Origin of the sequence: Brochothrix thermosphacta DSM 20171 = FSL F6-1036 (assembly GCF_036884295.1) — a bacterium.
Lineage (GTDB): Bacteria > Bacillota > Bacilli > Lactobacillales > Listeriaceae > Brochothrix > Brochothrix thermosphacta.
Genome location: NZ_CP145608.1, coordinates 625,562 through 650,556 on the forward strand (window position 1 = coordinate 625,562; position 24,995 = coordinate 650,556).

19 protein-coding genes, 1 pseudogene and 1 other annotated feature are annotated in these 24,995 nt (G+C 37.2%); of the genes and pseudogenes, 19 read left to right on the forward strand and 1 reads right to left on the reverse strand.

Going from position 1 to position 24,995, the window contains the following annotated elements; translation table 11 throughout:
- The first annotated feature begins 51 nt into the window (after positions 1–51).
- From citZ to V6S17_RS03305, 13 genes and pseudogenes are all read left to right on the forward strand, one after another.
- Complete coding sequence (gene citZ, locus V6S17_RS03245; protein ID WP_029090638.1) at positions 52–1,170, forward strand: citrate synthase; 1,119 nt, start codon at positions 52–54, stop codon at positions 1,168–1,170.
- 12 nt (positions 1,171–1,182) lie between these two features.
- Entirely contained in the window at positions 1,183–2,451 is a 1,269-nt protein-coding gene (gene icd / locus V6S17_RS03250; RefSeq protein ID WP_029090637.1) for an NADP-dependent isocitrate dehydrogenase, read from the forward strand.
- Positions 2,452–2,725: 274 nt separating this feature from the next.
- Positions 2,726–5,359 carry a DNA polymerase I gene (polA, locus tag V6S17_RS03255; RefSeq protein WP_029090636.1) on the forward strand — a complete coding sequence of 878 codons (2,634 nt, stop codon included), beginning with the start codon at positions 2,726–2,728 and terminating at the stop codon, positions 5,357–5,359.
- 29 nt (positions 5,360–5,388) lie between these two features.
- Positions 5,389–6,222, forward strand: coding sequence for a DNA-formamidopyrimidine glycosylase (gene mutM, locus V6S17_RS03260; protein ID WP_029090635.1), 834 nt, complete (start codon positions 5,389–5,391; stop codon positions 6,220–6,222).
- A gap of 4 nt (positions 6,223–6,226) precedes the next feature.
- Positions 6,227–6,826, forward strand: coding sequence for a dephospho-CoA kinase (gene coaE, locus V6S17_RS03265; RefSeq protein WP_029090634.1), 600 nt, complete (start codon positions 6,227–6,229; stop codon positions 6,824–6,826).
- Positions 6,827–6,905: 79 nt separating this feature from the next.
- Entirely contained in the window at positions 6,906–7,364 is a 459-nt protein-coding gene (gene nrdR / locus V6S17_RS03270; protein WP_029090633.1) for a transcriptional regulator NrdR, read from the forward strand.
- Positions 7,365–7,393: 29 nt separating this feature from the next.
- The gene (locus V6S17_RS03275) at positions 7,394–8,863 is read left to right on the forward strand and encodes a replication initiation and membrane attachment family protein (protein ID WP_029090632.1); all 1,470 of its coding nucleotides are present in this window, start codon (positions 7,394–7,396) and stop codon (positions 8,861–8,863) included.
- Between the two features lie 5 nt (positions 8,864–8,868).
- A complete protein-coding gene (gene dnaI / locus V6S17_RS03280) occupies positions 8,869–9,792 on the forward strand; it encodes a primosomal protein DnaI (protein WP_029090631.1) in 924 nt (307 codons plus the stop codon).
- Between the two features lie 43 nt (positions 9,793–9,835).
- Positions 9,836–10,061, forward strand: a binding site (T-box leader).
- Positions 10,062–10,122: 61 nt separating this feature from the next.
- On the forward strand, positions 10,123–12,045 hold the full coding sequence (gene thrS, locus V6S17_RS03285) for a threonine--tRNA ligase (RefSeq protein WP_029090630.1): 1,923 nt from the start codon (positions 10,123–10,125) through the stop codon (positions 12,043–12,045).
- Positions 12,046–12,328: 283 nt separating this feature from the next.
- Complete coding sequence (locus tag V6S17_RS03290) at positions 12,329–13,753, forward strand: MFS transporter (protein WP_029090629.1); 1,425 nt, start codon at positions 12,329–12,331, stop codon at positions 13,751–13,753.
- Positions 13,754–13,905: 152 nt separating this feature from the next.
- Entirely contained in the window at positions 13,906–15,039 is a 1,134-nt protein-coding gene (locus tag V6S17_RS03295) for a P1 family peptidase (protein WP_051457229.1), read from the forward strand.
- 109 nt (positions 15,040–15,148) lie between these two features.
- Positions 15,149–16,327 (forward strand): PucR family transcriptional regulator, encoded by a 1,179-nt coding sequence (locus V6S17_RS03300; protein ID WP_029090628.1) that lies wholly within the window; start codon positions 15,149–15,151, stop codon positions 16,325–16,327.
- A 78-nt stretch (positions 16,328–16,405) separates the two neighbouring features.
- Positions 16,406–17,770: pseudogene (locus tag V6S17_RS03305) on the forward strand (aminotransferase class III-fold pyridoxal phosphate-dependent enzyme).
- 81 nt (positions 17,771–17,851) lie between these two features.
- Here V6S17_RS03305 and V6S17_RS03310 read toward each other — a convergent pair.
- Positions 17,852–18,439: a TetR/AcrR family transcriptional regulator gene (locus V6S17_RS03310; protein WP_029090627.1), complete on the reverse strand. Its 588-nt coding sequence runs from the start codon at positions 18,437–18,439 to the stop codon at positions 17,852–17,854.
- A 167-nt stretch (positions 18,440–18,606) separates the two neighbouring features.
- Between V6S17_RS03310 and V6S17_RS03315 the strand changes: the two genes are divergently transcribed.
- The 6 genes from V6S17_RS03315 (at position 18,607) to V6S17_RS03340 (ending at position 24,550) form a co-directional block, all read left to right on the forward strand.
- On the forward strand, positions 18,607–20,010 hold the full coding sequence (locus V6S17_RS03315) for an MDR family MFS transporter (RefSeq protein ID WP_029090626.1): 1,404 nt from the start codon (positions 18,607–18,609) through the stop codon (positions 20,008–20,010).
- 85 nt (positions 20,011–20,095) lie between these two features.
- Positions 20,096–20,767, forward strand: a complete 672-nt coding sequence (locus tag V6S17_RS03320; RefSeq protein ID WP_029090625.1) for a response regulator transcription factor — start codon at positions 20,096–20,098, stop codon at positions 20,765–20,767.
- Positions 20,764–22,131: a sensor histidine kinase gene (locus V6S17_RS03325; RefSeq protein ID WP_029090624.1), complete on the forward strand. Its 1,368-nt coding sequence runs from the start codon at positions 20,764–20,766 to the stop codon at positions 22,129–22,131. Before V6S17_RS03320 ends, V6S17_RS03325 begins: the two co-directional genes overlap by 4 nt.
- Positions 22,132–22,175: 44 nt before the next feature.
- Positions 22,176–22,628 carry a VOC family protein gene (locus tag V6S17_RS03330; RefSeq protein ID WP_029090623.1) on the forward strand — a complete coding sequence of 151 codons (453 nt, stop codon included), beginning with the start codon at positions 22,176–22,178 and terminating at the stop codon, positions 22,626–22,628.
- A 138-nt stretch (positions 22,629–22,766) separates the two neighbouring features.
- Positions 22,767–23,858, forward strand: a complete 1,092-nt coding sequence (locus V6S17_RS03335; protein WP_029090622.1) for an ABC transporter permease — start codon at positions 22,767–22,769, stop codon at positions 23,856–23,858.
- A complete protein-coding gene (locus V6S17_RS03340; protein WP_029090621.1) occupies positions 23,858–24,550 on the forward strand; it encodes an ABC transporter ATP-binding protein in 693 nt (230 codons plus the stop codon). Before V6S17_RS03335 ends, V6S17_RS03340 begins: the two co-directional genes overlap by 1 nt.
- Positions 24,551–24,995 lie beyond the last annotated feature (445 nt).

Sequence of the window (24,995 nt, forward strand, 5' to 3'; positions counted from 1 at the left end):
AACTAAATAGAGTAAGAAGTTGTATAGGGAGAATAAGGGAGGAATGAACAGATGAGCGAAATTATTCGTGGTTTAGAGGGCGTTATAGCCAACCAAACAAAGATCAGTTCAATTATTGATGACCGCTTAACTTATGTGGGTTACGATATTGGGGATTTAGCTGAAAATGCATCATTTGAAGAAGTTATTTATCTATTGTGGTACTATCGTTTACCAAACCAACGTGAGTTATCAATTTTTAAAGAACATTTGAATAGAGAGATGAAATTAGGTCATTCCATTATTGCAAGTCTTGCCGTTATTGCACATAAGCAAGTGCATCCAATGAGTGTTATGCGCACGATGGTTTCAATGTTAGGCGTATACGATACTGATTCTGAGGGGGATTCAAATCTTTCTAATTATTCGAAAGCCATGAAACTAGTAGCGAAGATGCCAGCTCTTGTAGCTGCTTATTCACGTATGCGTAAAGATGAAGTACCGATTGAACCACGTGAAGATTTGAGCTTAGCTGGAAACTTTTTATACATGTTCTCTGGTGAAGAACCAAGTGAGTTGCATGAAAAAGCAATGAATCGAGCATTAGTGTTGCACGCAGAGCATGAAATGAATGCTTCTACCTTCTCAGCACGCGTATGTGTCGCGACTTTATCTGATTTTTATTCAGGCGTTACAGCGGCGATTGGCTCATTAAAAGGTGCTTTACATGGTGGCGCTAATGAGCAAGTAATGGTCATGTTAGCTGAAATTGGCGATGTGAAAAATGTCGAAGCGTATCTTGATAATAAATTAGCTAAAAAAGAAAAAATTATGGGTTTTGGACATCGCGTTTATGAATCAGGTGATCCGCGTGCTAAGTATCTTCGCGATATGTGTGAGGAACTGACAAGTGTCACAGGTGAAACTAAATGGTATGACATTAGTGTTGCCGTTGAAAAATATGTGCTTGAGAAAAAAGGACTCAAACCTAATGTCGATTTTTATTCGGCAACAGTATACCACTGTATGGGAATTGATAAAGACTTATTCACACCCATATTTACTGTTAGTCGTATTGCAGGATGGTCTGCACATATCATTGAACAATATGAGGATAATCGCTTAATTCGTCCACGTGCAGAATACATAGGGCAAATTGGTAATACTTATATTCCAGTAAACGAACGTTAAGGGGGAGAAAAAATGACAGCAGCATCTGTGAAAATGACAGAAAAAGGACTCCAGGTACCTAATGAAGTGATTGTGCCTTACATCGAAGGTGATGGTATTGGACCAGATATATGGAAAGCCAGTAAACGTGTAATTACAACTGCTTTAAAACAAGCATATGGTTCAGAGCGTACCATTGCATGGCAAGAAATTTTAGCAGGAGAAAAAGCGTTTAATGCAACTGGAGAATGGTTGCCGACAGAAACGGTGACAGCAATTAAAGAGCACCTTGTTGCTTTGAAAGGGCCGTTAACAACACCGATTGGTGGTGGGATACGCTCGCTAAATGTTGCGCTGCGTCAACAGTTAGATTTGTATGTCTGTTTAAGACCAGTCACCTATATGGCTGGTGTCCCTTCACCCTTAAAGAAACCTGAAAATACGGACATTGTTGTTTTCCGTGAAAACACAGAGGATATTTATGCCGGGATTGAATTTGATGTGAATACACCAGAAAATCATAAGTTACGTGATTTTTTAATCAATGAATTAGCTGTAAAAACAATTCGTTTTCCAGATACAGCGGCCTTTGCAGTGAAGCCTGTTTCAGAAGAAGGGTCAGAACGTTTAATTAGAGCTGCGATTGACTATGCTCTTGCACATAAGCGTCCATCGGTAACACTTATACATAAAGGTAACATCATGAAATTTACTGAGGGCGGTTTTAAACGTTGGGGATATGAGTTAGCTGAGCGTGAGTACGGTGATGTTGTTTTCACTTGGCCTCAATATGAAGCAATCCAAGCAGCAGAAGGATTTGAAGCAGCTGAAAAAGCGTTGTCAGATGCTTCATCTGCTGGGAAATTAATTGTAAAAGATATTATTACAGATAACTTTTTACAACAAATTGTCTTACGACCAGAACAATTTGATGTTGTTGCTACGATGAATCTTAATGGAGATTATGTTTCTGATGCGTTAGCAGCTCAAGTTGGTGGTATTGGTTTATCACCTGGTGCAAACATTAATTATTTAACAGGTCATGCTATTTTTGAAGCGACGCATGGTACAGCACCAACCTTTGCGAATCAAGACCGTGCGAACCCAAGTGCGATGTTATTATCAGCAGTGATGCTGTTAGAACATTTGGGGTGGAATGAGGCGGCAACATTAATTTTGAATGCGTTGGAATCAACGATTTCACAACAAATAGTCACAGAAGATTTAGCGCAGCTCATTGATGTTACTGCTGTTTCGACTTCGGCATTTGCAGATGCATTAGAAGCAGCTATTACAAAGTAACGACTGAGATTGGTTGGTGTTATCGGCCGAGGTAGGCTGATTAGAACTGTTAATATAACAGGCACGACAAGTGAATGCGGGTGAGCGTACAGATAGTACGTAATCCTAAATGAGTGAGAAGTAACGTCTGAGATTGACGGTTATAATCTGCCTGAAGCAAGTTCCTGAAAGAAGGGGCTTGCTTCTTTTTAGCTTGAGAATGAACAGAAGTGTTATTGCGTCTAATAAATGCTAAAATAGAGGAATAGAACAGTCTGGATAGGGAGCGATGAGAGTGAAAAAATTAGTATTATTTGATGGGAATAGTTTAGCAAGTCGTGCATTTTATGCATTGCCGCTTTTAAATAATGATAAGGGTGTTTATACCAATGCAGTGTATGGTTTTGCAATGATGGTAACAAACGTTATTGAAAAAGAGCAACCAACACATGTAATGGTTGCATTTGATGCGGGGAAAACAACTTTTCGTCATAGCCAATATAAAGAGTATAAAGGTGGGCGTTCAAAAACACCGAGTGAACTTTCGGAACAATTTCCGTTTATCAAAGAGTTGTTAGATGCCTATCATGTGAAACATTACCAATTGGCTAACTATGAAGCGGATGATATTATTGGGACATTAGCCACACAAGCTGAAAAAGAAGGTATTGATAAAATTCTTATTATTACCGGAGATCGCGATTTAACACAGCTGGCTAGTGAAAAAATCACTGTTAATATCACTAAAAAAGGAATTACAGATGTTGAAGTGAATACACCAGAAACGCTGCTTGAGAAATTCAACTTAACACCGAATCAAATCATTGATTTAAAAGGATTAATGGGTGATTCATCTGATAATATTCCTGGGGTAAAAGGTGTTGGAGAGAAGACAGCTTTAAAATTACTGCATGAGTATGGTTCAGTTGAGAAGGTGTTAGAAAATACAGAGGCTGTTTCTGGTAAAAAATTGAAAGAAAATTTAACGACTTACAAAGAAGATGCACTTCTCAGTAAAACGTTAGCAACGATAGATGTGTCATCTCCAATTGAAGTAACATTAGATGATACGGCCTATAATGGTTATGAAGCAAGCGATGTGATTCCAATATACCGCGAGTTAGGTTTTAAGACCTTGCTTGAAAAAGAATTGGGCGAAGAACCCTCAGCACAAGCAGAGCCATTAGCAGAAATTGCTGTTGAAATCGTTAAAGATATTCCAACGGCAGAATTGATGGATGGCGCAAGTGTATATGTTGAAGCTAAAACAGATAATTATTTAGGATCTGATATTTTAGGTTGGAGCGTTTATACAAATGAAAAAATCTATTATTTAACACACGAAGCTGTATTGGAGGCGAAAAATCTTCAAGCCTTTCTGACAGATGAAACACTGACAAAACGGGTTTATGATGCGAAACGTTGTGTGGCCATTTTATTGCGTGAAGGAATTCATCTTAAAGGTATTACCTTTGACTTAATGTTGGCGTCTTATTTATTAGATCCATCCTTTACAATTACCGATTTTGCTGGTGTAGCAGAACTACATAGTTATTCGGCTGTTGAAAACGATGAAACCATTTACGGCAAAGGTGCTAAATGGGCGTTGCCAGAAGAACAAATACTAGCTGATCATCTTGGACGCAAAGCATTAGCGATTGCTGAACTAGAAGAAGCAATAACAATTTCTTTAAACAACAATGAGCAAGCAGACTTATTGATTGAACTGGAATTGCCATTATCGCTTGTGTTAGCTGAAATGGAAGTTCAAGGTGTCTCAATTGATACAGCTGCTTTAGAAAAAATGAAAACAGATTTGCAAGTACGTTTAGATACATTAGTCGCTGATATTCATGCAGCAGCTGGAACAGAGTTTAATGTGAACTCTCCTAAGCAACTAGGCGTTATTTTGTTTGAAGAGTTACAATTGCCAGTGATTAAGAAGACTAAAACGGGTTATTCGACCTCTGTTGATGTCTTAGAGCAATTACAAAGTGAACATCCAATCATTGACTTAGTGATGACTTATCGTCAGCTAGTGAAGCTTCAATCAACGTATATCGAAGGTTTGTTAAAAGTAACAGATGAGAAGACACATAAAGTGCATACGCGTTTCAATCAAACATTGACGCAAACAGGACGTTTGAGTTCAGTAGATCCTAACCTTCAAAATATTCCCGTTCGACTAGAAGAAGGACGTCGTATTCGTTCAGTCTTTAAAGCATCACAAGAAGGCTGGAAAATCTATGCGGCCGATTATTCACAAATCGAATTACGAGTGTTGGCACATATTGCGAAAGACGAAAACCTGATTGCGGCCTTTAATGCAGATATGGATATCCATACTAAGACAGCGATGGATGTTTTCCATGTTGAAGCGGATGAAGTGACGAGTAACATGCGTCGCCAAGCAAAAGCAGTTAACTTCGGTATTGTTTACGGCATTAGTGATTACGGTCTTTCACAAAACTTGGGAATAACACGCGCAGAAGCACAGACGTTTATTGATCGCTATTTTACAAGTTACCCGAAAGTAAAAACATTTATGGAAGAAGTTGTGGTTCAAACGAGACAATCAGGTTATGTTGAAACGATTTTACATCGTCGTCGTTACATTCCTGAAATTACAAGCCGTAACTTTAATATTCGCGGTTTTGCAGAACGAACAGCGATGAACACTCCGATTCAAGGGAGTGCGGCTGATATTATCAAACAAGCAATGGTCTTATTAGATAAAGAACTTAAAGCAACAAATATCCAAGCAACGATGCTTTTACAAGTACACGATGAGCTTATTTTTGAAGTCGCTGAAAAAGATATTGAGCGTTTGGACACACTCGTGAAAGACGTAATGGCCAACGCTGTTGAATTAGATGTACCCTTAAAAGCCGACAGTGCATATGGCGATTCATGGTACGATGCAAAATAATTTAAAACGCTGAAAGAGGAGGAACTGCAGTGCCAGAATTACCAGAAGTAGAAAATGTCCGTGCCACATTGGCGGAATTAGTCATCGGTCGCACAATTGAACAAGTAACAATTGGTGTACCAAAAATGATTCATGGTGTGGATTCACAACAGTTTGCTTATAACCTTATAGGTGAAAAATTTATGGACATCCGTCGTCGGGGCAAGTTTTTATTACTAGATACGACAAATTATACGATTTTATCGCATCTACGGATGGAAGGTAAATATCGTTTAACGTTAGATGAAGAAGAAAAAAGTAAACACACACATGTTGTTTTTCAATTAGATGGGGGACAACAATTACGTTACCTTGATGTCCGTAAATTTGGAACAATGGAAATGGTACCTTTAGGGCAAGAAGAGACCACGCGTGCGATTAAAAAATTAGGGTCTGAACCTTTTGGCGAAGACTTCCAATTAGACGTGTTTGCAAAAGCATTGTCGCGTTCAACGCGAGGTATTAAAAATGTGCTATTGGATCAAAAAGCAGTTGTTGGATTAGGCAACATCTATGTCGATGAAGTCTGTTATGTTGCAAAGGTCAATCCAATTAAACCAAGTAACGAATTAAATCAAACAGAAGTGAAACGATTGTACGATGCGACTCGCAGCATCTTAACGGAAGCTGTTAAATTAGGTGGTTCAACGATTCGGACCTATGTGAATTCACAAGGTAAAATCGGTAACTACCAAGAAAAATTGGTAGTTTATGGGCATAAAGGAGAACCATGTCCACAGTGTGGGACTGAAATTGAAAAGATTCAGTACCATGGTCGTGGCACGCATTATTGCCCCGCTTGTCAACCATTATTAAGGAAGTGATAACATGACAATAGTGATTGGGTTAACAGGTGGCATTGCCTCAGGAAAAAGCTTGGTGAGCACTTATTTAAAAGAAAAAGGTTTACCAGTGATTGATGCAGATGTTGTCGCTCATGAGGTTGTGGCACCAGGTCAGCCACTTGTGAAGGCTTTGATAAAAGAGTTTGGTGAAAAAATTGCTGAAGGTGACGGCATAAATCGGCAAGCTTTAGGTGAAATTATCTTTGCTAATCCTGAAAAACGTCAAAAACTGAATAGTTTAATGCACCCAGCGATTTTTGCTAAGATGATGATGACTTTATCCGACTATCAAAAACAGCAGGAACCCATTGTTATTTTAGATATTCCGTTGCTATTTGAAAGCAATCGTTTAGAGTTATACGATAAGATTTGGGTCGTTGCTGTTGATGAAGAAACACAGAAACAACGATTAATGCTCCGCAATGATTTAACTGAGCAAGAAGCGGTCCAACGGATTACGTCACAACTGCCATTGGCTGAAAAAATACAACGTGCAGATACTGTGATTGATAACAATGGAACGCCAACCGCGACCTTTGAGCAAGTTGATGTTGCACTCGCCGCAGTTGTATGTGATTCCTAGCGAGAAGAATGCCGTCAAACGTGAGAAATATGCTATAATAAGCATATGAAATTCTGTAAAAAACGAGGAGGTTAAAACAATGCGCTGCCCATCTTGTCAATCAAATGATACGCGAGTGATCGACTCACGGCCAACAGATGAAAACCGTTCGATACGAAGACGTCGCGAATGTGAATCGTGTAGTTTTCGTTTCACAACATTTGAAAAAATTGAAGAAAGCCCATTGATTATTGTGAAAAAAGATGGCATACGCGAAGAGTTTTCACGTGAAAAAGTTTTACGTGGTTTAGTACGTGCTTGTGAAAAACGCCCTGTATCTTTGGAACAATTAGAAAATGTTGTTAATGAAGTTGAACACGATATTCGCGCGCAGGGCACAAGTGAGATTGAATCAAATATTATCGGTGAATTTGTGATGAATAAATTAGCTGATATTGATGAAGTGTCATATGTGCGATTTGCATCAGTCTATCGTCAGTTTAAGGACTTAAGTGTCTTTATTGAAGAGCTCAAAGAAATTATGGAGAAACAAAAATAAATGCAAACAGCAAAAAAGAAGGTGAGATAATGAGACAACATCATTTGGAAGGTAACTACCAGCCTGATCCAGGGGATAGTTATGTCATTGAAACGGTAGGATTGCTAAACGATATTGATCGTCGCGTGCTAACGCAACTGTATCTACCGTTAATTAATGTTGATGCTTATACGCTCTACCAAACATTTTTTGACCATGTTCCAACAATGGGAACACAATCAGAAAAACAAACACATTATCAACTCCAAACACTGCTTGCCGATATGAGTCAAACACGATTAATTAAAGCACGCCTCGTCTTAGAAGGTGTGCGTTTACTTAAAAGTTTTGTAGTCGACAAGGGAGATTCACGGCACTATATCTATGAATTAGCACCACCAATGGACCCTTATCATTTTTTTAACGACGGTGTGCTGAACCTGTTTTTATTTAGTGCGGTAGGTGATCGTCGTTATCGGGTACTGAAAAATAATTGGGTGAAAACAGAGACCGATAAATCAGAAATGACAGAAATTACAACATCGTTCACAGAGGTATTCCAATTTCCAAAAACAAAATTAACAGCTGAAGCAAAAGCTGATACAGATAAACTTGTTGGACGTTCACAAGCAACACAATTTGATATACCGGATTCGCGGTTTGACTTTGAACGTCTTTACAGTAAATTATCGCCAACGTTTATTACTTTATCCGCGATTAATGATGAAGTGAAGGAGACCATTCGTAAACTCTACGCGGTTTACCATATCAGTGAAGACGATATGGTTAGTTTGATTTATCGTGCAATGCAATCGGATGGTAATGTTGATTTAGAGCAATTACGTAAAGTTGCGCGTGATTTTTATCAAATTAATATGGGTGAAGGTGCTTATCCGAAACTCAAGGTTAAAGAACCGGAGATCCAAACAGTTGATGTCGTCCAATCAATTGGTGATATTCAAAATGAAGGACAGCTCATTGAGTTCTTAACGCAAATTGATACTTTCAACTTAATTAAAGAACTTTCTACTTATGGGGCCGATCCCACGATTAAGGAATTGGAAGCAGTTGAGACCGTGATGTCGAAACGAAAAATGCCAATCCCTGTCATGAATGCGCTCATCTATTATACGCGTTTACAAGGAAATGGGATTGATAGTCCTGAGTACATGGAAAAAATTGCGCGTGATTGGGATATGAAAGGCGTTGTTACAGTTGCTGATGTGATTCAATCAACGAAAGCATTTGTTGATAAAAAACAAGAGGATTACGAAAAATGGCAACAGCGTCAAAATAATTCATATCGAAAAACAGATGGAAAGGCAAATGATATTATTCCTGATTGGTTACAAAAACAACTGGCAGAGGAAGACGGTGTAACCTTGCCAGCCGCTGCTGAAAAACCAGTAGAAAAAGTGACCGTCCCAACAATTATTAAAAAGAAACCCGAAATTAAAACAGATCCAGCAATGCTCGAAAAAATTGCTCAACTTAGAAAAGATTTAAAGGAAGGTAGGTGATAGCAATGGACCCGATTCAAGCAGCATTAAAAAACGTGGCGAGCAACAATAGTCGTCTGACAGCACTTTATGATGAAACGTTGCAGACCGTCTTAAATTATGATGAGATCAAACGATTCCAAGCAGAAAACCCTCAGTTAACAACAGAGCTAATTAAGCACAATATCACTAAATTATATGAGTTTGTAACGGAACATCAAAAGTATCAAAATAAAGAACGGGGCTTGCTACCAGGCTATCGACCAGAGTTATCGCTTAACAATGGTATTATAGAAGTACGTTACGCGGCGACGCCTGAAAAAATTCGTGCTGATCGTGAACGTGAACGACGTAAACGTATACGCTCGTTGCATATGCCGAAACAAATTCTTAATGCCAGTATGGAAAATTTTGAAACCGACACAGCTCAACGTGTTGAATTGTTGAATGCAATGTTTCCATTGGTACGTGCAATCAAAGATGCAAGTGACACAATGGTGCAAGGTTGGTTTGTTTATGGTTCATATGGAACAGGAAAATCCTATGTACTGGGTACGATTGCGAACATGTTGGCAGATAATGATGTCGAAACAACGATGATTTATGTGCCAGAATTTATGCGTGAAATTAAACAAGCGATTAATGACAATTCTGTGGGTGAGAAGGTTCAAATTGCGAAAGAAACGCCAGTCTTAATGTTGGATGATATCGGTGCTGAGTCATTAACAAGTTGGACGCGAGATGAAGTCTTAGGGGCAATTTTACAATATCGCATGCAAGAAGAATTACCAACGTTTTTCTCATCAAATATGGATTTTAAACAACTTCAAAAATATTTGATGGTAAATAATCGTGGTGATGAAGAGACGATGAAAGCTACTCGTATCATGGAACGTATCCGTTTCTTAGCACAACCAATTGAGCTTTCTGGTAAAAACTATCGCCAATAGTCTTGCATTTTTGGCAAAAGAAGCTATAATATAGTCATATATAACAAAAGTATTGAGAAGGATAAGGATTTAAGGAAGCTGTTTACAGAGAGGCGAGCATTGCTGAGAGCTCACCAACGATTGCACCTTACAATTCACCACCTTTGAACTGACTATCTGAACTTACAGTAAGATAGTCCGGAACCTTTTTCCGTTACCAAGGCCCATGAGGATAGCTTCGGCTATTAAATGAGGGTGGAACCACGACTGTTCATTCAGACGTCCCTTTGTATTCTATTGTTAGAATGCAGAGGGACGTTTTTTATTTTAACTAAAAAGGAGAAATGACCAATGAAAATTAAATTTCCAGATGGTGCCGTGAAAGAATTTGAAAACGGACTGAATACAGCAGAAATAGCAGGATCAATTAGCTCTAGTTTAAAGAAAAAAGCAATCGCCGGTAAAGTAAACGGTACAATTGTCGAATTAACAACACCGATTAACGAAGATGCTGATTTTGAAATTATTACACCTGAACATGAAGATGCATTAACAGTGATTAATCACTCAGCTGCACATACAATGGCGCAAGCAATTCGCCGTCTTTATCCAGATGCAAGCTTTGGTGTAGGTCCAGCAATCGATGGTGGTTTCTACTATGATTTTGATACAAAAGAAGATATTTCTGATGAATCATTTAAAGCAATCGAAAAAGAAATGAAAAAAATCATCAAACAAAACATTAAAATTGAGCGTCAAGAAGTGACTCGCGAAGAAGCGAAAGCACGTTTTGCTGACGATAAATACAAATTAGAACTAATCGATGCGATTCCAGAAGATCAACAAGTGACATTGTATGCACAAGCAGAATATGCTGATTTATGCCGAGGTGGTCATTTACCATCAACTGGTAAAATCAAAGCCTTTAAATTATTGAGTCTTGCAGGTGCTTATTGGCGTGGAGATAGTAAAAATAAAATGCTTCACCGTATTTACGGAACAGCATTCTTTTCACAAACTGACTTAGACGCGCATCTTGCCATGTTAGAAGAAGCCAAAGAACGTGATCATCGTAAAATCGGAAAAGAACTCGATCTTTTTATGATTAATAACTTAGTGGGTCAAGGTTTACCGATGTGGTTGCCAAAAGGTGCGACTGTTCGCCGTCAAATTGAAAGATATATCGTCGACATGGAAGTATCTAAAGGATATGATCATGTTTATACACCCGCTCTTGCTAATGTGGAGCTTTATAAAACAAGTGGACACTGGGAACACTACAGTGAGGATATGTTCCCACCAATGAAAATGGATGAGAATGAGTCACTTGTTTTACGTCCGATGAACTGTCCACACCATATGATGATCTACAAAAATGATATTCATTCATACCGTGAATTACCTATTCGTATTGCGGAATTAGGTTTAATGCACCGTTATGAAATGAGTGGCGCATTATCTGGTTTACAACGCGTGAGAGCTATGACACTTAATGATGCTCACATCTTTGTTCGTCCAGATCAAATTGCAGAAGAATTTAAAGCAACTGTGAAATTGTTGCATGATGTGTATAAAGATTTCAATATCACTGATTACTCATTCCGTTTAAGCTACCGTGATCCGGAAAACACTGAAAAGTATTATGATGATGATGATATGTGGGATAAAGCACAAGCAATGCTAAAATCAGCAATGGATGACCTTGGCTTAGAATATTTTGAAGCCGAAGGTGAAGCTGCTTTTTATGGTCCTAAATTAGATGTGATGGTTAAGACTGCAATTGGTAAGGAAGAAACACTTTCAACAATCCAATTAGACTTCTTATTACCAGAGCGTTTTGATCTTACTTATATTGGTGAAGATGGCGATAAACACCGTCCAGTTGTTATTCACCGTGGAATCGTATCAACTATGGAACGATTTGTGGCTTACTTAATAGAAGAATACAAAGGCGCGTTCCCAACATGGTTAGCACCAGTTCAAGTACAAATCATTCCAGTTAACCTTGATGCACATTCAGATTATGCGTTTGAATTGAAAGAAGAATTAAAACGTGCGGGATTCCGTGTTGAAGTAGATGTTAAAAATGAAAAACTAGGCTATAAAATTCGCGAAGCTCAAATGCAAAAAATTCCGTTCCAATTAGTTGTAGGGGATGAAGAAGTTGCGAACAAAGCCGTTAATGTCCGTCAATACAGTAAAAAAGAATCAAATACAGTCGCAAAAGATGATTTCATTAAACAACTCGATGATGTTGTTAAAAATAAAAAATAATGAAGTTTTAGCATCTTTCAAAAACCACATGCGTATAACATGTGGTTTTTTTGTGCAGATGTACAATAACAGTTAAATAAAATCACGTTACTTTTCATGTATTTAAAAGAGTAAACAATCGTAAGACCAGTAAAAAGAATGCGTAGGTATCGACGATTGCTAACAAACATATAGGGCTTTTCGCCAAAAATATATGTCGGAATCCACAATGAATAATTTCAGATTCAATAGTACAGTAGATTAAAGCAGAGACACTGAAAATGATAGAAAGGATGATAACAAAATGCCTACGAGTAGTGAAACGACAAAATTACCCTTCAAAATAAAACTTTCGTATTCAATGGGACAAATGGGAGATAGTCTAGGTTATAATATGTATTTTTTCTTCTTTCTTTTTTTCTTGACAGATTATGTTGGCGTGCCACCAGCTTTAGCAGGAATGATTTCATTGGTAGCGATTTTATGGGATGCTGTGTTTGATCCAGTAGTGGGACATATATCGGATAATATGCGTTCGAAATATGGTCGAAGACGTCCTTTGATGATCATGGCTGCATTACCATATTCAATCTTTGCTTTTTTAATTTTCAACAGTATTAGTTTGGGAACACAAGCGACATTTTTATACTTTTTAATAATGACAATACTTTTTTGGAGTAGCTATAAATTTTTTGTTATTCCGTATTTTGCTTTAGGTGCTGAACTAACAAATGACTTTAATGAGCGAACAACTTTACGAGCATGGTCGAGTGTGGGCTTATACGTCGCTGTAATGGTAGCATCCGCATTACCCCCTTATTTATTAGCCTTATTTGAAAAAAGCGGTATGTCTGGTCAACTGAGTTGGCGGATTATTGGTGGTATCTTTGCCGTGGGAATTCTGCTAAGCGCTTTTATTTGTTGGCACTTTACGCGTGGAAAAGAAATATATAAGCACGAAGAGCAAAAAAATAACACAATGAAAAAATCTTCACTGGTCAAAGCATTAGCCCAAATAGTGAAATTGAAACCGACTAAATTTTTGGCAGGATCAGTGTTCTTTTGGGCAGTTGCTTCAACAATGGCAATGGGCGGATTAATCTACCTGATGAAATATAATCTTGGGTACGGTGCAGAAAGGCAATCACTTTATTTTATTATTAATAGCTTAGTATGTATTGTATGGATAGTATTTATTAACAAAACAGCCCGACATTTTGACAAGAAGCATGTGTACGCCTGTTTTCTAGGAATAGGTTCATTAGGATTGCTTCTCTTCAGTATGACGGGCTTTCCTAGCTTTGCGATTCTACTGATATTTTGTGTTGTTTTCTGTCTAGGAGACAGCACCTATTGGACACTCTACTACTCGATGATGTATGACATTTGTGAATTAGATGAGTATGTCAATGATAGCCGACGAGAAGGTGTTGTAACAGCTGTAATGTCCTTCTCGCAAAAACTTGGTGCCGCTTGCGCCACTTGGATTACAGGAATGTTACTCGCTTTTGGTGGTTATGAAGGGGCAATTGAGAACCAAAGCGAGAGTGCACACCAAATGATTTTATACGTTAATACGCTTATGCCAGGAATTTTTGGTAGTTTAGCAGTATTAGCGATATTATTCTATCCAATTACTAAAAAACGCTTTGATAGTATGATGACTGCTTTACACGCGAAACGTTCACACAAAAAATACTCAGAAGAAGACTTCAAAGATATGTTATAACTACTGGTAATCGAGAGTAGTACTTATAAAAGCGGTATTTAAATTACGTTCAGCAGTGATAATCTAAGCTAAAAGTTTCTTTTTTATAAGATTAAAACAATCAATTGAAGTTGCGTATGTCACTGATAATTTAAAACAATGGAGGTATAAAAATGAGCAAAAAAAGAGTAAGAGAAGCGGGCTATACGTTACCTGGGAAAACAGGTGAATACAATGCCATCACAGATGTAGCAGGTGTAGAGGTTGGGTATAAAACGATAACGTTTGGTGAGCCAAGCGACTATAAAGGAGCAGGCTCTCCATTTGCAAGAACCGGCGTAACGATGATTTTACCACAAGGTAAAAAACGCAGCGCATTATTTGTTGGACGACATAATTTGAATGGTAATGGTGAACTGACCGGGACTCATTGGATGGATGATTCAGGCTATCTTCATGGCCCAATAGGGATTACAAACACTAATAGTGTCGGTATCGTTAGAGATACTCTGGCAAAATGGATGATTGATAACAATTATTATTATCCTTACATCCATGAAGGTAAACCAATTGAAGGGGTCGGGTATTTTTATCCAGTGGTTGGTGAAACATGGGATGGTTTAATGAATGATACCAACGGCTTTCATGTTACTGCAAGTGATGTATATGAAGCAATTGATGATGCTAAAACAGGACCAATTGCTGAGGGGAATGTGGGTGGAGGAAATGGCATGCAATGCCATGAGTTCAAAGGTGGAACGGGGACGTCTTCACGTGTTTTGACGGACGCTGAAGGTGGTTATACTTTAGGTGTGCTTGTACAAGCTAATCATGGCACACGCGCGTGTTTTGAAATGTTTGGTGTCCCGATTGGACGTTTGTTGAAAGGGGGTGAAGCGAGGCTAGAAACGTTTTCGCCAAAACCTGGGACAGGATCCATTATTGTTGTTATTGCAACAGATGCACCTGTATCGCCTCTTCAACTACAAAAAATTTGCAAACGAATACCAATTGCAATCGGTCGTCTGGGTGCGGGATTCGAGAATGATTCAGGAGATATCTTTTTAGCCTTTTCAACAGCCAATAATACTGCTTATCAAGATAATAAAGCAACGCTTATTAGTGATGATGCGCTGGACCCAATCTATAAAGCAACAGCAGAAGCAGTCGAAGAAGCAATCTTAAATGCAATGTTTGCAGCTGAATCGATGACTGGAAAAGCAAATAATCATTTTTATGCTTTGCCACAAGACGATGTATATAACATTTTGAAAGAATACCGTTCAGATATATTAAAAACATTTTAGTGAAAAGTCACATTAAAAATTGAATGTGAAACGAGCCTCACAACTTTTGCAATATAGAATATGACTGTGTTTTACTGTAATTAAGTTAAATTTGATTGGGGGACTAACGATGATTACAGTAAAAGAAGTATTATCTAAAAAAACTTTTCATTATTTGCAACAACATACTTCACAAGACGATTTAACACAACTAGTTACAGGTGTGAATCGAGTTGAAAGTATCACGCTCAAACATTTAATTCAAAGAAATGAATTAGTGGTTACTACAGGAGAAGCGATGATAAACCCTATTTCAGAATGCCTGTCATTACTAAAATACATGAAAAAAGTAGGTGCGGCTGCACTTGTTATCAATACAGGGCCTTATATAAAAAAAGTGCCAGAAGAAGTTAAACTATATGCAGAAGAAGTAGGTTGCATTGTCATTGAAATGCCTTGGAGAATAAGGATTGCAGATATGACAAAAAAGATTTTTGAAGAACTAGTCAAGCGTACAAAAAGACAGAGTGAAGAAATAGTTTTTATTGAAAAATTAATTAGTAAAAAAATCAGAAATGAGGAAATTCCTGTAGAAATCATCAATGATCTGGGGGAAGACTTTCTCTTTGAGGGTGTTGTCGTTATTGTAAAACAGACCAATAAACGTGAGATGGAAATAAACGTTTTCCATGAACGTCTTCGTGAACTATTTCATCAAAAATATAATAAATTTATTTCAGGTATTGTTGGACAAATGGTTGTTTTTGTAATTAATCGCTCTAGCCGAGTATCAGAGACAATGAACTTTACAAAGTTTGGAAAAGAACTTTACGCCTATTTTGACAAAAAAAAAATCACCATTGCCATTGGTAAAGGTGAGAGCTATCCTAATATTACTGAAGTCTATAAAAGTTATGATGAGGCGTTACAAGTTATCACTGTGGTGCAAAATCAGGATGAAAAGTGGTTGTTTAAATATAAAGATTTGGGTGTGTACCAATTTTTATTCGCTTTGAAAGATTCGCCTATCCTAACGCAATTTTGTAAAGAAATGTTAGCTGGAGTATGGGAATACGACCGTTGCAATAACCAAAAATATTATTCTTTTTTAAGAGTTTTTCTTGAGGAAAATGGACATGCCAATGCCATTTCTAAACGATTATTTATCCATCGGAACACGGTATCTTATCGTGTGCAGCGTATTGAAAAAATTTTAGACCGTAGTTTAACAAATAATTTAGATAAAACGAGTTTATCTTTAGCGATTTTGATTGATGATCTTTTTCTTCATAATCGTGCAGATGACTAAAAAGATTGAGTTAAATGCCAATAGTTGTTTTGAAAACTATTTAGTAGACTAACCATAAGAAGATAGGAGGAATGTTTTATGTTAACCAATGACCAGATAAAAAAAGCCAATCAGCATTATGTTTTACAGCCGTGGTCTAAACAAGCAAAGCGTAATCCGAAAATTATTACTGACTCAGAAGGCATTTATTTTTGGGATGAAAATAACAAAAAATTCTATGATATGAACGCTCAACTTGTTTATGCTAATCTTGGGCACAAGCATCCCAAGATAATCGAAGCTTTTAACCAGTTTAAAGAATTAGAAATTTCAGCGCCTGGTTTTGCCTCAGAATCGAAAGCAAAGCTAGCACAAAAAATTGTAGACTTGGCACCGAATAATATGGCAAAAGTATATTTTACAACTGCTGGTGCAGAAGCGAATGAGCAAGCATTAAAAATGGCTAAAGCAATTACTGGAGGTTATAAAATATTTTCTCGCTATCGTTCATACCATGGAAGCACTCTGGGTGCGGGGAACTTAACAGGTGAATCAAGGCGACTAGGTTCTGAACCTAGTCCACCAGGATTTGTTAAATTTGATATGCCTTATTTATACCGTGAATACCAAAATTTTGAAGATGAAAAAGCATTAAGTACACAATATCTTACCCGATTGGAACGCCAAATTACTTCTGAAGGCCCGGATATAATTGCTGCACTTGTGATTGAAACAATCCCTGGAAGTAACGGTGTTTTATTACCGCCTGACGGCTATATTAAAGGGATTGAAAAACTCTGTCGGCGTTATAATATCATGATGATTTGTGATGAGGTAATGTCTGGATTTGGGCGAAGTGGTGAATGGTTTGCTTGTGATCATTATGATGTCCAGCCTGATATGATTACTTTTGCAAAGGGAGTGACCGGTGGTTATTTACCATTAGGGGGTGTGATTTTGAGCAAAGAATTGTCAACTTATTATGATGACAATGTCTTTTTATCGGGAGCAACTTATAGTGGTCATACACTTGTTTGTGAAATTGGAAATGCTGCGATTAAAAGTTATGAAGATATGGATTTAATCAAGCATGTTAAACAAATGTAAATCGTAATGAATGAACGACTTGAAAAGTTACGCGTCTATAAATATGTTGGTGATGTTCGAAATAAGGGGTTGTTTGGTGCTGTTGAATTAGTAAAAAACAAGCAAACAAAGGAGCCTTTGATTGAATATGGCACCGCTCAGGGGAATGATAAACAAGGTTATATGAGGGCCTTTAGTCAACTGCTTTTAGATGAGGGTTTTTATACGTTTGCACATGAATCGCATGTATTAGTGACACCCCCACTAACAATTACAGCAGTTGAAATAAATGCTGCGATGGATCTATTTGAAAATGCATTAGTGCGTTTTGAAGAACAGTTCCCCAAGATGAACGAGGGCTATCCTGCTCATCTTTAAGGCGTAGGTCAATTCAATAATTAAAATTATAAACAATAAAAAAGAGCAAAATAACAACCGTATCTATGGCAGACACGGCAGTTATTTTGCTCTTTTTAATAAGAGTGGAATTACTTTTTTCACATTGAGAAGAGGAGCGTTTGATTTGGAAGTCACGCACAAAGCAACAGCACCTTCAACCAAGATATTAAAAGTAGAACTTAATATTAAGGCTTCTTCTGAGGTATAGCCAGCTGCTAATAACCGTTGTTCATAAATTGCTTCAAGGGTGGCATATGTTTTTTCACAAGATTTACGAATGTTTTCATTTACTAAGGCAGTTTCACTCGCAATTAGCCCGAATGGGATTGTTGAAAAATCATCGGTTTTACCAAAATCTTCAAACTTAGTGGCGATACTCGTTAAATGATGGGAGAAAGCTGTATAGATATCATCATAAAAGTCTAAGTCTGATTTCATTGCCGTTGCAATGATAACCGTAGATTGTTCAATTGCTTCAATCGCAAGCTGTTCCTTCCCACCAGGGAAATGATAGTAAAGCGATCCCTTTGGTGAAACACTCTCTTTAAGAATCTGGGAAACTCCGGTCGCATGATAACCTTGTGTGTGAAAAAGGCGCATGGCAGTTTGTAAGATTCGTTGTTTTGTTTGCTGTTTTGTTTGACTCATTAGCTAAGCCTCCATTTATTATGTATAACATCTCTTGTTTAGAATAGTCAAAGGCACTGATAAAGTCAATTATTGTTCTATTTTTGCTGTTTGACAATTATTAAAAAATATTTTATACTAAAAATTAGACCGATTGGTCTATTCGAGAAGAAAAGAGGAATTTTATTATGTATACGAACGAAAAAACAACGTTTAATCCAAACCTAATGGCTTTCGCGCTAATGTTGGCTGCCTTTGTGGGTCTGTTTGGTGAAACGGCTTTGAATATGGCCTTTTCCAATTTAATGATAGAATTTTCAATATCAGCAGCCACAGTTCAATGGTTAACAACGGCTTACTTATTAGTTTTAGGTATTTTAGTTCCAGTCTCTGCACTTTTAATTAAGTGGTTTGCAACACGAAAACTATTTATTATTTCAATGTTTTTTTCTATTACAGGGACAGTTGTTGCGGCATTTGCCACAAACTTTGAAATGTTATTAATTGGTCGTATTATTCAAGCGATTGGGACCGGCCTTGTATTGCCATTATTAATTAATGTTTTATTAGTGATTTATCCCGTTCATAAACGCGGGGCTGTAATGGGAGTAATGGGGTTAGTAATTGTATCTGCTCCAGCGATTGCGCCCACTATTTCTGGTTTAATTGTTGATAGTTTAGGATGGAATTATATTTTTTATGTCAGTGCGTTATTATTGGTCATTAACTTCATTCTAGGTATAAAAGTAATTAAAGATGTTTCTACAATCACGAAACCGAAAATCGATATTTTATCGGTGCTGTTATCAACAATCGGTTTTGGTGGGATTGTGTATGGGTTTAGCACTGCAGGGGATGCGTCAATGACGGATAACACTGTATTGATTTCATTGGCAGTCGGTCTTTTGGCACTTATTCTTTTTGTGTGGCGTCAAACTAGATTAGAACAACCAATGTTAAGAATGGGTGTATTCAAATACCCAATGTTTACATTAAGTTTACTCTTTATGATTATTGCGATGATGATTATATTAGCGGCAGCTATTCTATTACCATTGTATTTAAAAGGAAGTTTACTTGTTTCTTCAGCAATTGCAGGATTAATTTTGCTGCCAGGTGGATTCTTAAATGCAGCATTATCTCCCGTTATCGGACAATTATTTGATCGAGTAGGACCGCGTCCGTTTATCCCAATTGGTTTTTTATTAGCAGCAATTGGTTTATTCTCACTTTCACACATCACAGAAAATACGGCAATAGCATTGATTATTTTATGCCATTCCATTGTTTTTATCGGTATTACATTTATGTTTATGCCTTCACAAACTTATGGTTTGAATCAATTGCCACCAAAACTATATCCTGATGGCTCAGCTGTAATGAGCACTTTACAACAAATAGCAGGCGCTGTAGGAACAACGTTAGCTATTCTGTTAATGTCGAGTGGACAAAATACATTTGCTGCAAAAAATCCAGGTGCGGATAGCTCAGTGTTATTAGCAATGGGAGTGCAACATGCCTTTACATGGTTAGCAGTAATTGCTGCTGCTGGATTCATTGGCTCACTCTTTATCAAAGTACCCAAAAAATAGTAATCCGACCCCAGTTGTAATTGAACTGGGGTTTTTTATTGTTTTCATGGTAAAGTAATGGTAGTGCTATACAGGAGGTGTTTGTGTGAAAACGATTTTAATTGCAGATGATGATAAAAATATTCGTGAGTTGGTGAAGTACCCTCTCATTGCTGAAGGGTATCATATATGTGAAGCTGCTGATGGCGAAGCGGCATTACGCATCGTACAACAACAACAAATCGATTTAGCGATACTCGATGTGATGATGCCATACATAGATGGTTATGAAGTTGCCGAAGCAATCCGAGTAGATAATGATATTCCTATTATTATGTTAACAGCAAAAGGGGAATTGGCTGATAAGGCGAAAGGTTTTAATGCAGGTATCGATGACTATATGACAAAACCATTTGCACCAGAAGAACTACAGTTTCGGATCCAAGCGTTATTTCGCCGTTATGATGTGTCTAATAAAACACTATTAACGGTTGGACAACTAGTAATTGATCGAAAGACATACAAAGTGAGTAAAGGAACAAAAGATATCTTTTTACCTTTAAAAGAATTTGAACTAATCTACGAGCTAGCGAGTCAACCAGAGCGGATTTTCACACGCGAGGATTTAATTACTCGTATTTGGGGTGCTGACTACGAAGGGAATGATCGAACGGTTGACGTTCATATTAAACGTCTCCGCGAACATCTAGGTGACGGTAGTAATGTGGTCATTAAAACAGTCCGCGGTGTCGGTTATACGCTGGAGGTAATGGCATGAAAACACTTTATTTACGAATCGTTTACATCACATTAATTGTCATGGTGTTGAGCAGTTTACTTGGCTTTTTAGGTGCTAATTTATACTATCAGGTGAAGTTGAAGCCAGTTAATGATGAAAAAATAATGAAGGTAGCGAAAGAAATTAAAGAGTATTATTTGACGAATGATGAGGTCAAAATAGAAAATTACCTTGAGCATATAGGCGAGCTCGGTTATGAGGTATTAAAAGTAAATCAAGCAGGCGATAAAAAATATTTTGGTGAGGCCTTTAGAAAAACGGCAATAGACCAGAAAGTCATTGATGATGTCTTAGCAGGTGAACCCTATCATGGTATCTTAAACTTTAATACAGGCTGGTTTATTACAGGCTTTTTTGATAACGATGTTAGGAACACTGTGGGTGTCGAGGTGGAAGGTTATGCGCTGTTTATTCGTCCAAGCCAAGAGGATCAATTTGGAGAACTGCGTATTTTCATTGCGATGATCGCAGTATTCACAGGTATTATTAGTGTGATTGCTGTATTCATTATGACCCGTTTCATTGTAAAACCTGTCCGGATGTTAACAAAAGCTACCAAAGCTTTTTCAAAAGGCGAAACAACCATTACATTGCCGACAAAACGCCAAGATGAGATTGGACAATTAGCCCGTTCTTTTGAAGAAATGACCACAGAATTGTCGTTGGCTGAACAAAAACGGCAAGAGTTTGTGGCAAATGTCTCACATGAATTACAAACACCGTTAACCGCAATACAAGGTTTTGCTAGAATTCTTCAAAATCAAGAGCTAAGTAAAGCAGAACGCGAAAAATATTTACGAATTATTACAAATGAAACGAACCGTTTATCTGGATTGACCAATCAGTTGTTACTGTTATCCTATTTAGATCAAACGGATGAATTGTTAACGCCTGAAGAAGTTCGGGTTTCTGAGCAGATTCAACAATTTACAGCATCGACAGAATGGCGTTGGCGGGCCAAAAATATTTTTATTCAAATGGAAACAGTACCTGCGCTTGTATTGGCAAATGGCCCTTTGCTTTATCAAGTGTGGCAAAATATCATCGGTAATGCCATTAACTACACACCGATAGATGGTGAAATAAATATTAAAATGAGTCACGATAATGATTTTCTATTCGTAAGTATTTCAAATACAGGTGATAAAATACCGGCTGACGATCTTGCGCATATATTTGAACGTTTTTATCAAGCAGATAAAATGCGTGAACGTACAGAAGAGAGTAGCGGTTTAGGATTGGCAATTTCCGCTGAAATTGTTAAGCGCCATCGAGGGACAATTCAAGTGGAATCGAATGATGAAGAAACAATTTTCACAGTTATGTTACCCAAGCATAAATAACGGGAAAAGAGTATAATAATAAAAAAAGAAAGAAGGCGTTAATGATGGCAAAAATTTATCCTTATTTAATGTTTGAAAACGCAAAAGAAGCATTAACCTACTATGAAGAAGTTTTTGGTGCGACTAACATTGCACGGATACAAATGACACCAGATCAAGAAGCGGCCTTTGATACACCAGTTCCTAATTTAGAAGACTCAACGATTCATGGTACGTTTAGTGTTTTAGGTGCGGATTTATTTTGTTCAGATACATTTGGGAAAAGTCTTGTAGAGGGCAATAACACCTCACTGTTGTTGGATATTAATAGTGAAGATGAAATTGCTGCTAAAGCAGCAGATGATTTTTATGACAAAGTGTTAGCTTCAAATACGGTTAAATTAGAAATGCCTTATGCCGAACAATTTTGGGGCGGTAAGATGGGCCAATTTACTGATAAATATGGTATTCAGTGGATGTTACATTCACAACCTTATTCAAAAATTAAGCAGAAGTAACAGGCTCGAATTGTTTGTGTCTTACAACAGACAGGTTAACATTTTATGTTGGCCTGTTTTTTTATGCTAAAGTTCATATTCAGTTCATAATCCACTCCTATACTTAAGAAGTAGATAAGATAAAAAGGAGTGAGACAAATGTTTTTAGCATTAAAAGAATTAAAACATTCGAAATTACGTTATGTATTAGTGATTTTTATTATGACATTGATTGTTTGGTTAGTCTTATTTGTATCAGGTTTAGCCAATGGTTTAGCAAAGGAAAATGCTTCTGCGATTGAACAGGATTCAGCCACGCATTTTGTTGTGCAAGATGAAACAGAAAATCGTTTAGCACGTTCAGCTATTACAGATAAACAATTAGAAGAAGTAAAAGCAGAATACGGTGAAAAGGCAACGCCGTTACAAGTTAATACGGCAACAATTGTACCGAAGAACAGCAAGCAAAAAACAGACGTTACTTACTTTGGTATTGATAAAAAACAATTCATGGCTCCGGTCGTAACTGAAGGTACAGCCTTAAAAGATTTAACAGGTAATGAAGTAGTCGTGGATGACAAAATGAAAGCTGACAATTTTAAATTGGGTAGTCGTTTTACAGATGAGCGCTCTGGCGTTGTCTATACTATTAAAGGTTTTACAACTGGACAAGCTTACAGTCACACACCTGTTGTTTATATGAATGGTTCAGCATTTGACGAAATGATACCTAAAACGAAGCATACAATTGGTAAATACAGTGCCATCGTTTTAAACATTACGGATAAAGAAGCTGAAAAAGGCAACTTTAAAGGCCTCACTATTGTGACACAGAAAGATATTGTTGAAAATATCCCTGGTTATTCGGCAGAACAAGGCTCGTTGACGATGATGATTGTTTTCTTAATTGTGATTGCAACTTTTGTGTTAGCAGCATTTTTCTATGTCATAACAATTCAAAAGATGAGTCAATTTGGTGTTTTGAAAGCACTAGGTGCAACAAATGCGTATCTTTCACGTAGTTTGTTAAGTCAAATTTTAGTTTTGGCAATCATTAGTATTGTTATTAGCATTCTTTTAACTCTAGGTGTAGCAAGCATACTCCCAGCTGGCATGCCATTTGCGATGACACCAATGATGATTACCGGCATTTCTGCAATATTTATTGTTGTATCTGTCTTGGGTTCATTGTTATCACTCTATCGTGTCTTCAAAGTTGATCCAATCGAAGCTATAGGAGGTAGTAATTAATGAGTGTTAAATTTAAAATGACCAATGTGTCAAAAACGTATCAAGATGGAAAAGAAACCATTAATGTGTTGGAAAATGTTTCAATGCAAGTAAACGCGGGTGAATTTGTTGCAATCGTTGGACCATCGGGATCAGGTAAGAGTACATTCTTATCAATTGCAGGCGCACTCTTATCACCTACAAGCGGTGAAGTTGAGATTGGTGGTGTCGCAATTGAAGGGCTATCAAAAAAAGCATGGACAAAGTTACGCTTAGAAAAAATTGGTTTTATTTTTCAAGGTGCTAATTTAATTCCTTATTTAACCGTAGAAGATCAATTGAAACTGATACCTCAACTAGCTGGCAGTAAAAGCAGTGTTGATTCACACGAGTTGTTGAGCAGTTTAGGATTAGCACATCGTTTGAAACAATACCCACAACAACTTTCGGGTGGTGAAAAACAACGCGTGGCTATCGGACGTGCCTTAATGAACAATCCAGATTTAATACTAGCGGATGAACCAACGGCTAGTTTAGATGCGGAGCGTGGCTATCAAGTTGTTGAAATGTTGGCGAAAGAAGTACATGAACATAATAAAGCTGCGATTATGGTGACACATGATGAACGAGTGTTGGCATTAGTTGATCGTGTATTACGCATTGAGAATGGAACAATAACAAGTGAAACAGGGCATAAAAAGAACCCATCTTAATTGTGGATGTGAAGTCTCTAAAATTGGTATAGTTAAAATACGATAATTCAGTCACTTTTCGCTTTGAATTGTGACTGAAAATCTTTTTAATTATCATTGAAAATAAAATTTAACTGGTGTTTTTTTATTAACGAAAAGAGATATTAATGAATCTTTTTCAAAACCTCTTGCTTTATGAAAATAACTTGTAAATAAATGATGCATCAGAGAAATTTTTTCATAACTAAATAATTGTTCTTTAAAAGTACAAGAAATGAGCAAATACACGCCATATAACCATTAAATGTTCAAAATTCACAAAAAAAAAGCAACAAAGGCTTGAAAATAGTTGAGAATTAATGCTAAAAATGTTAATCTTTGTATGGATAGATTATATTTTTTTGTTAAAGATAGGTATTTATGAAAATAGTAATGAAACCGTTCTTATGCAAAATATGTAATCGTC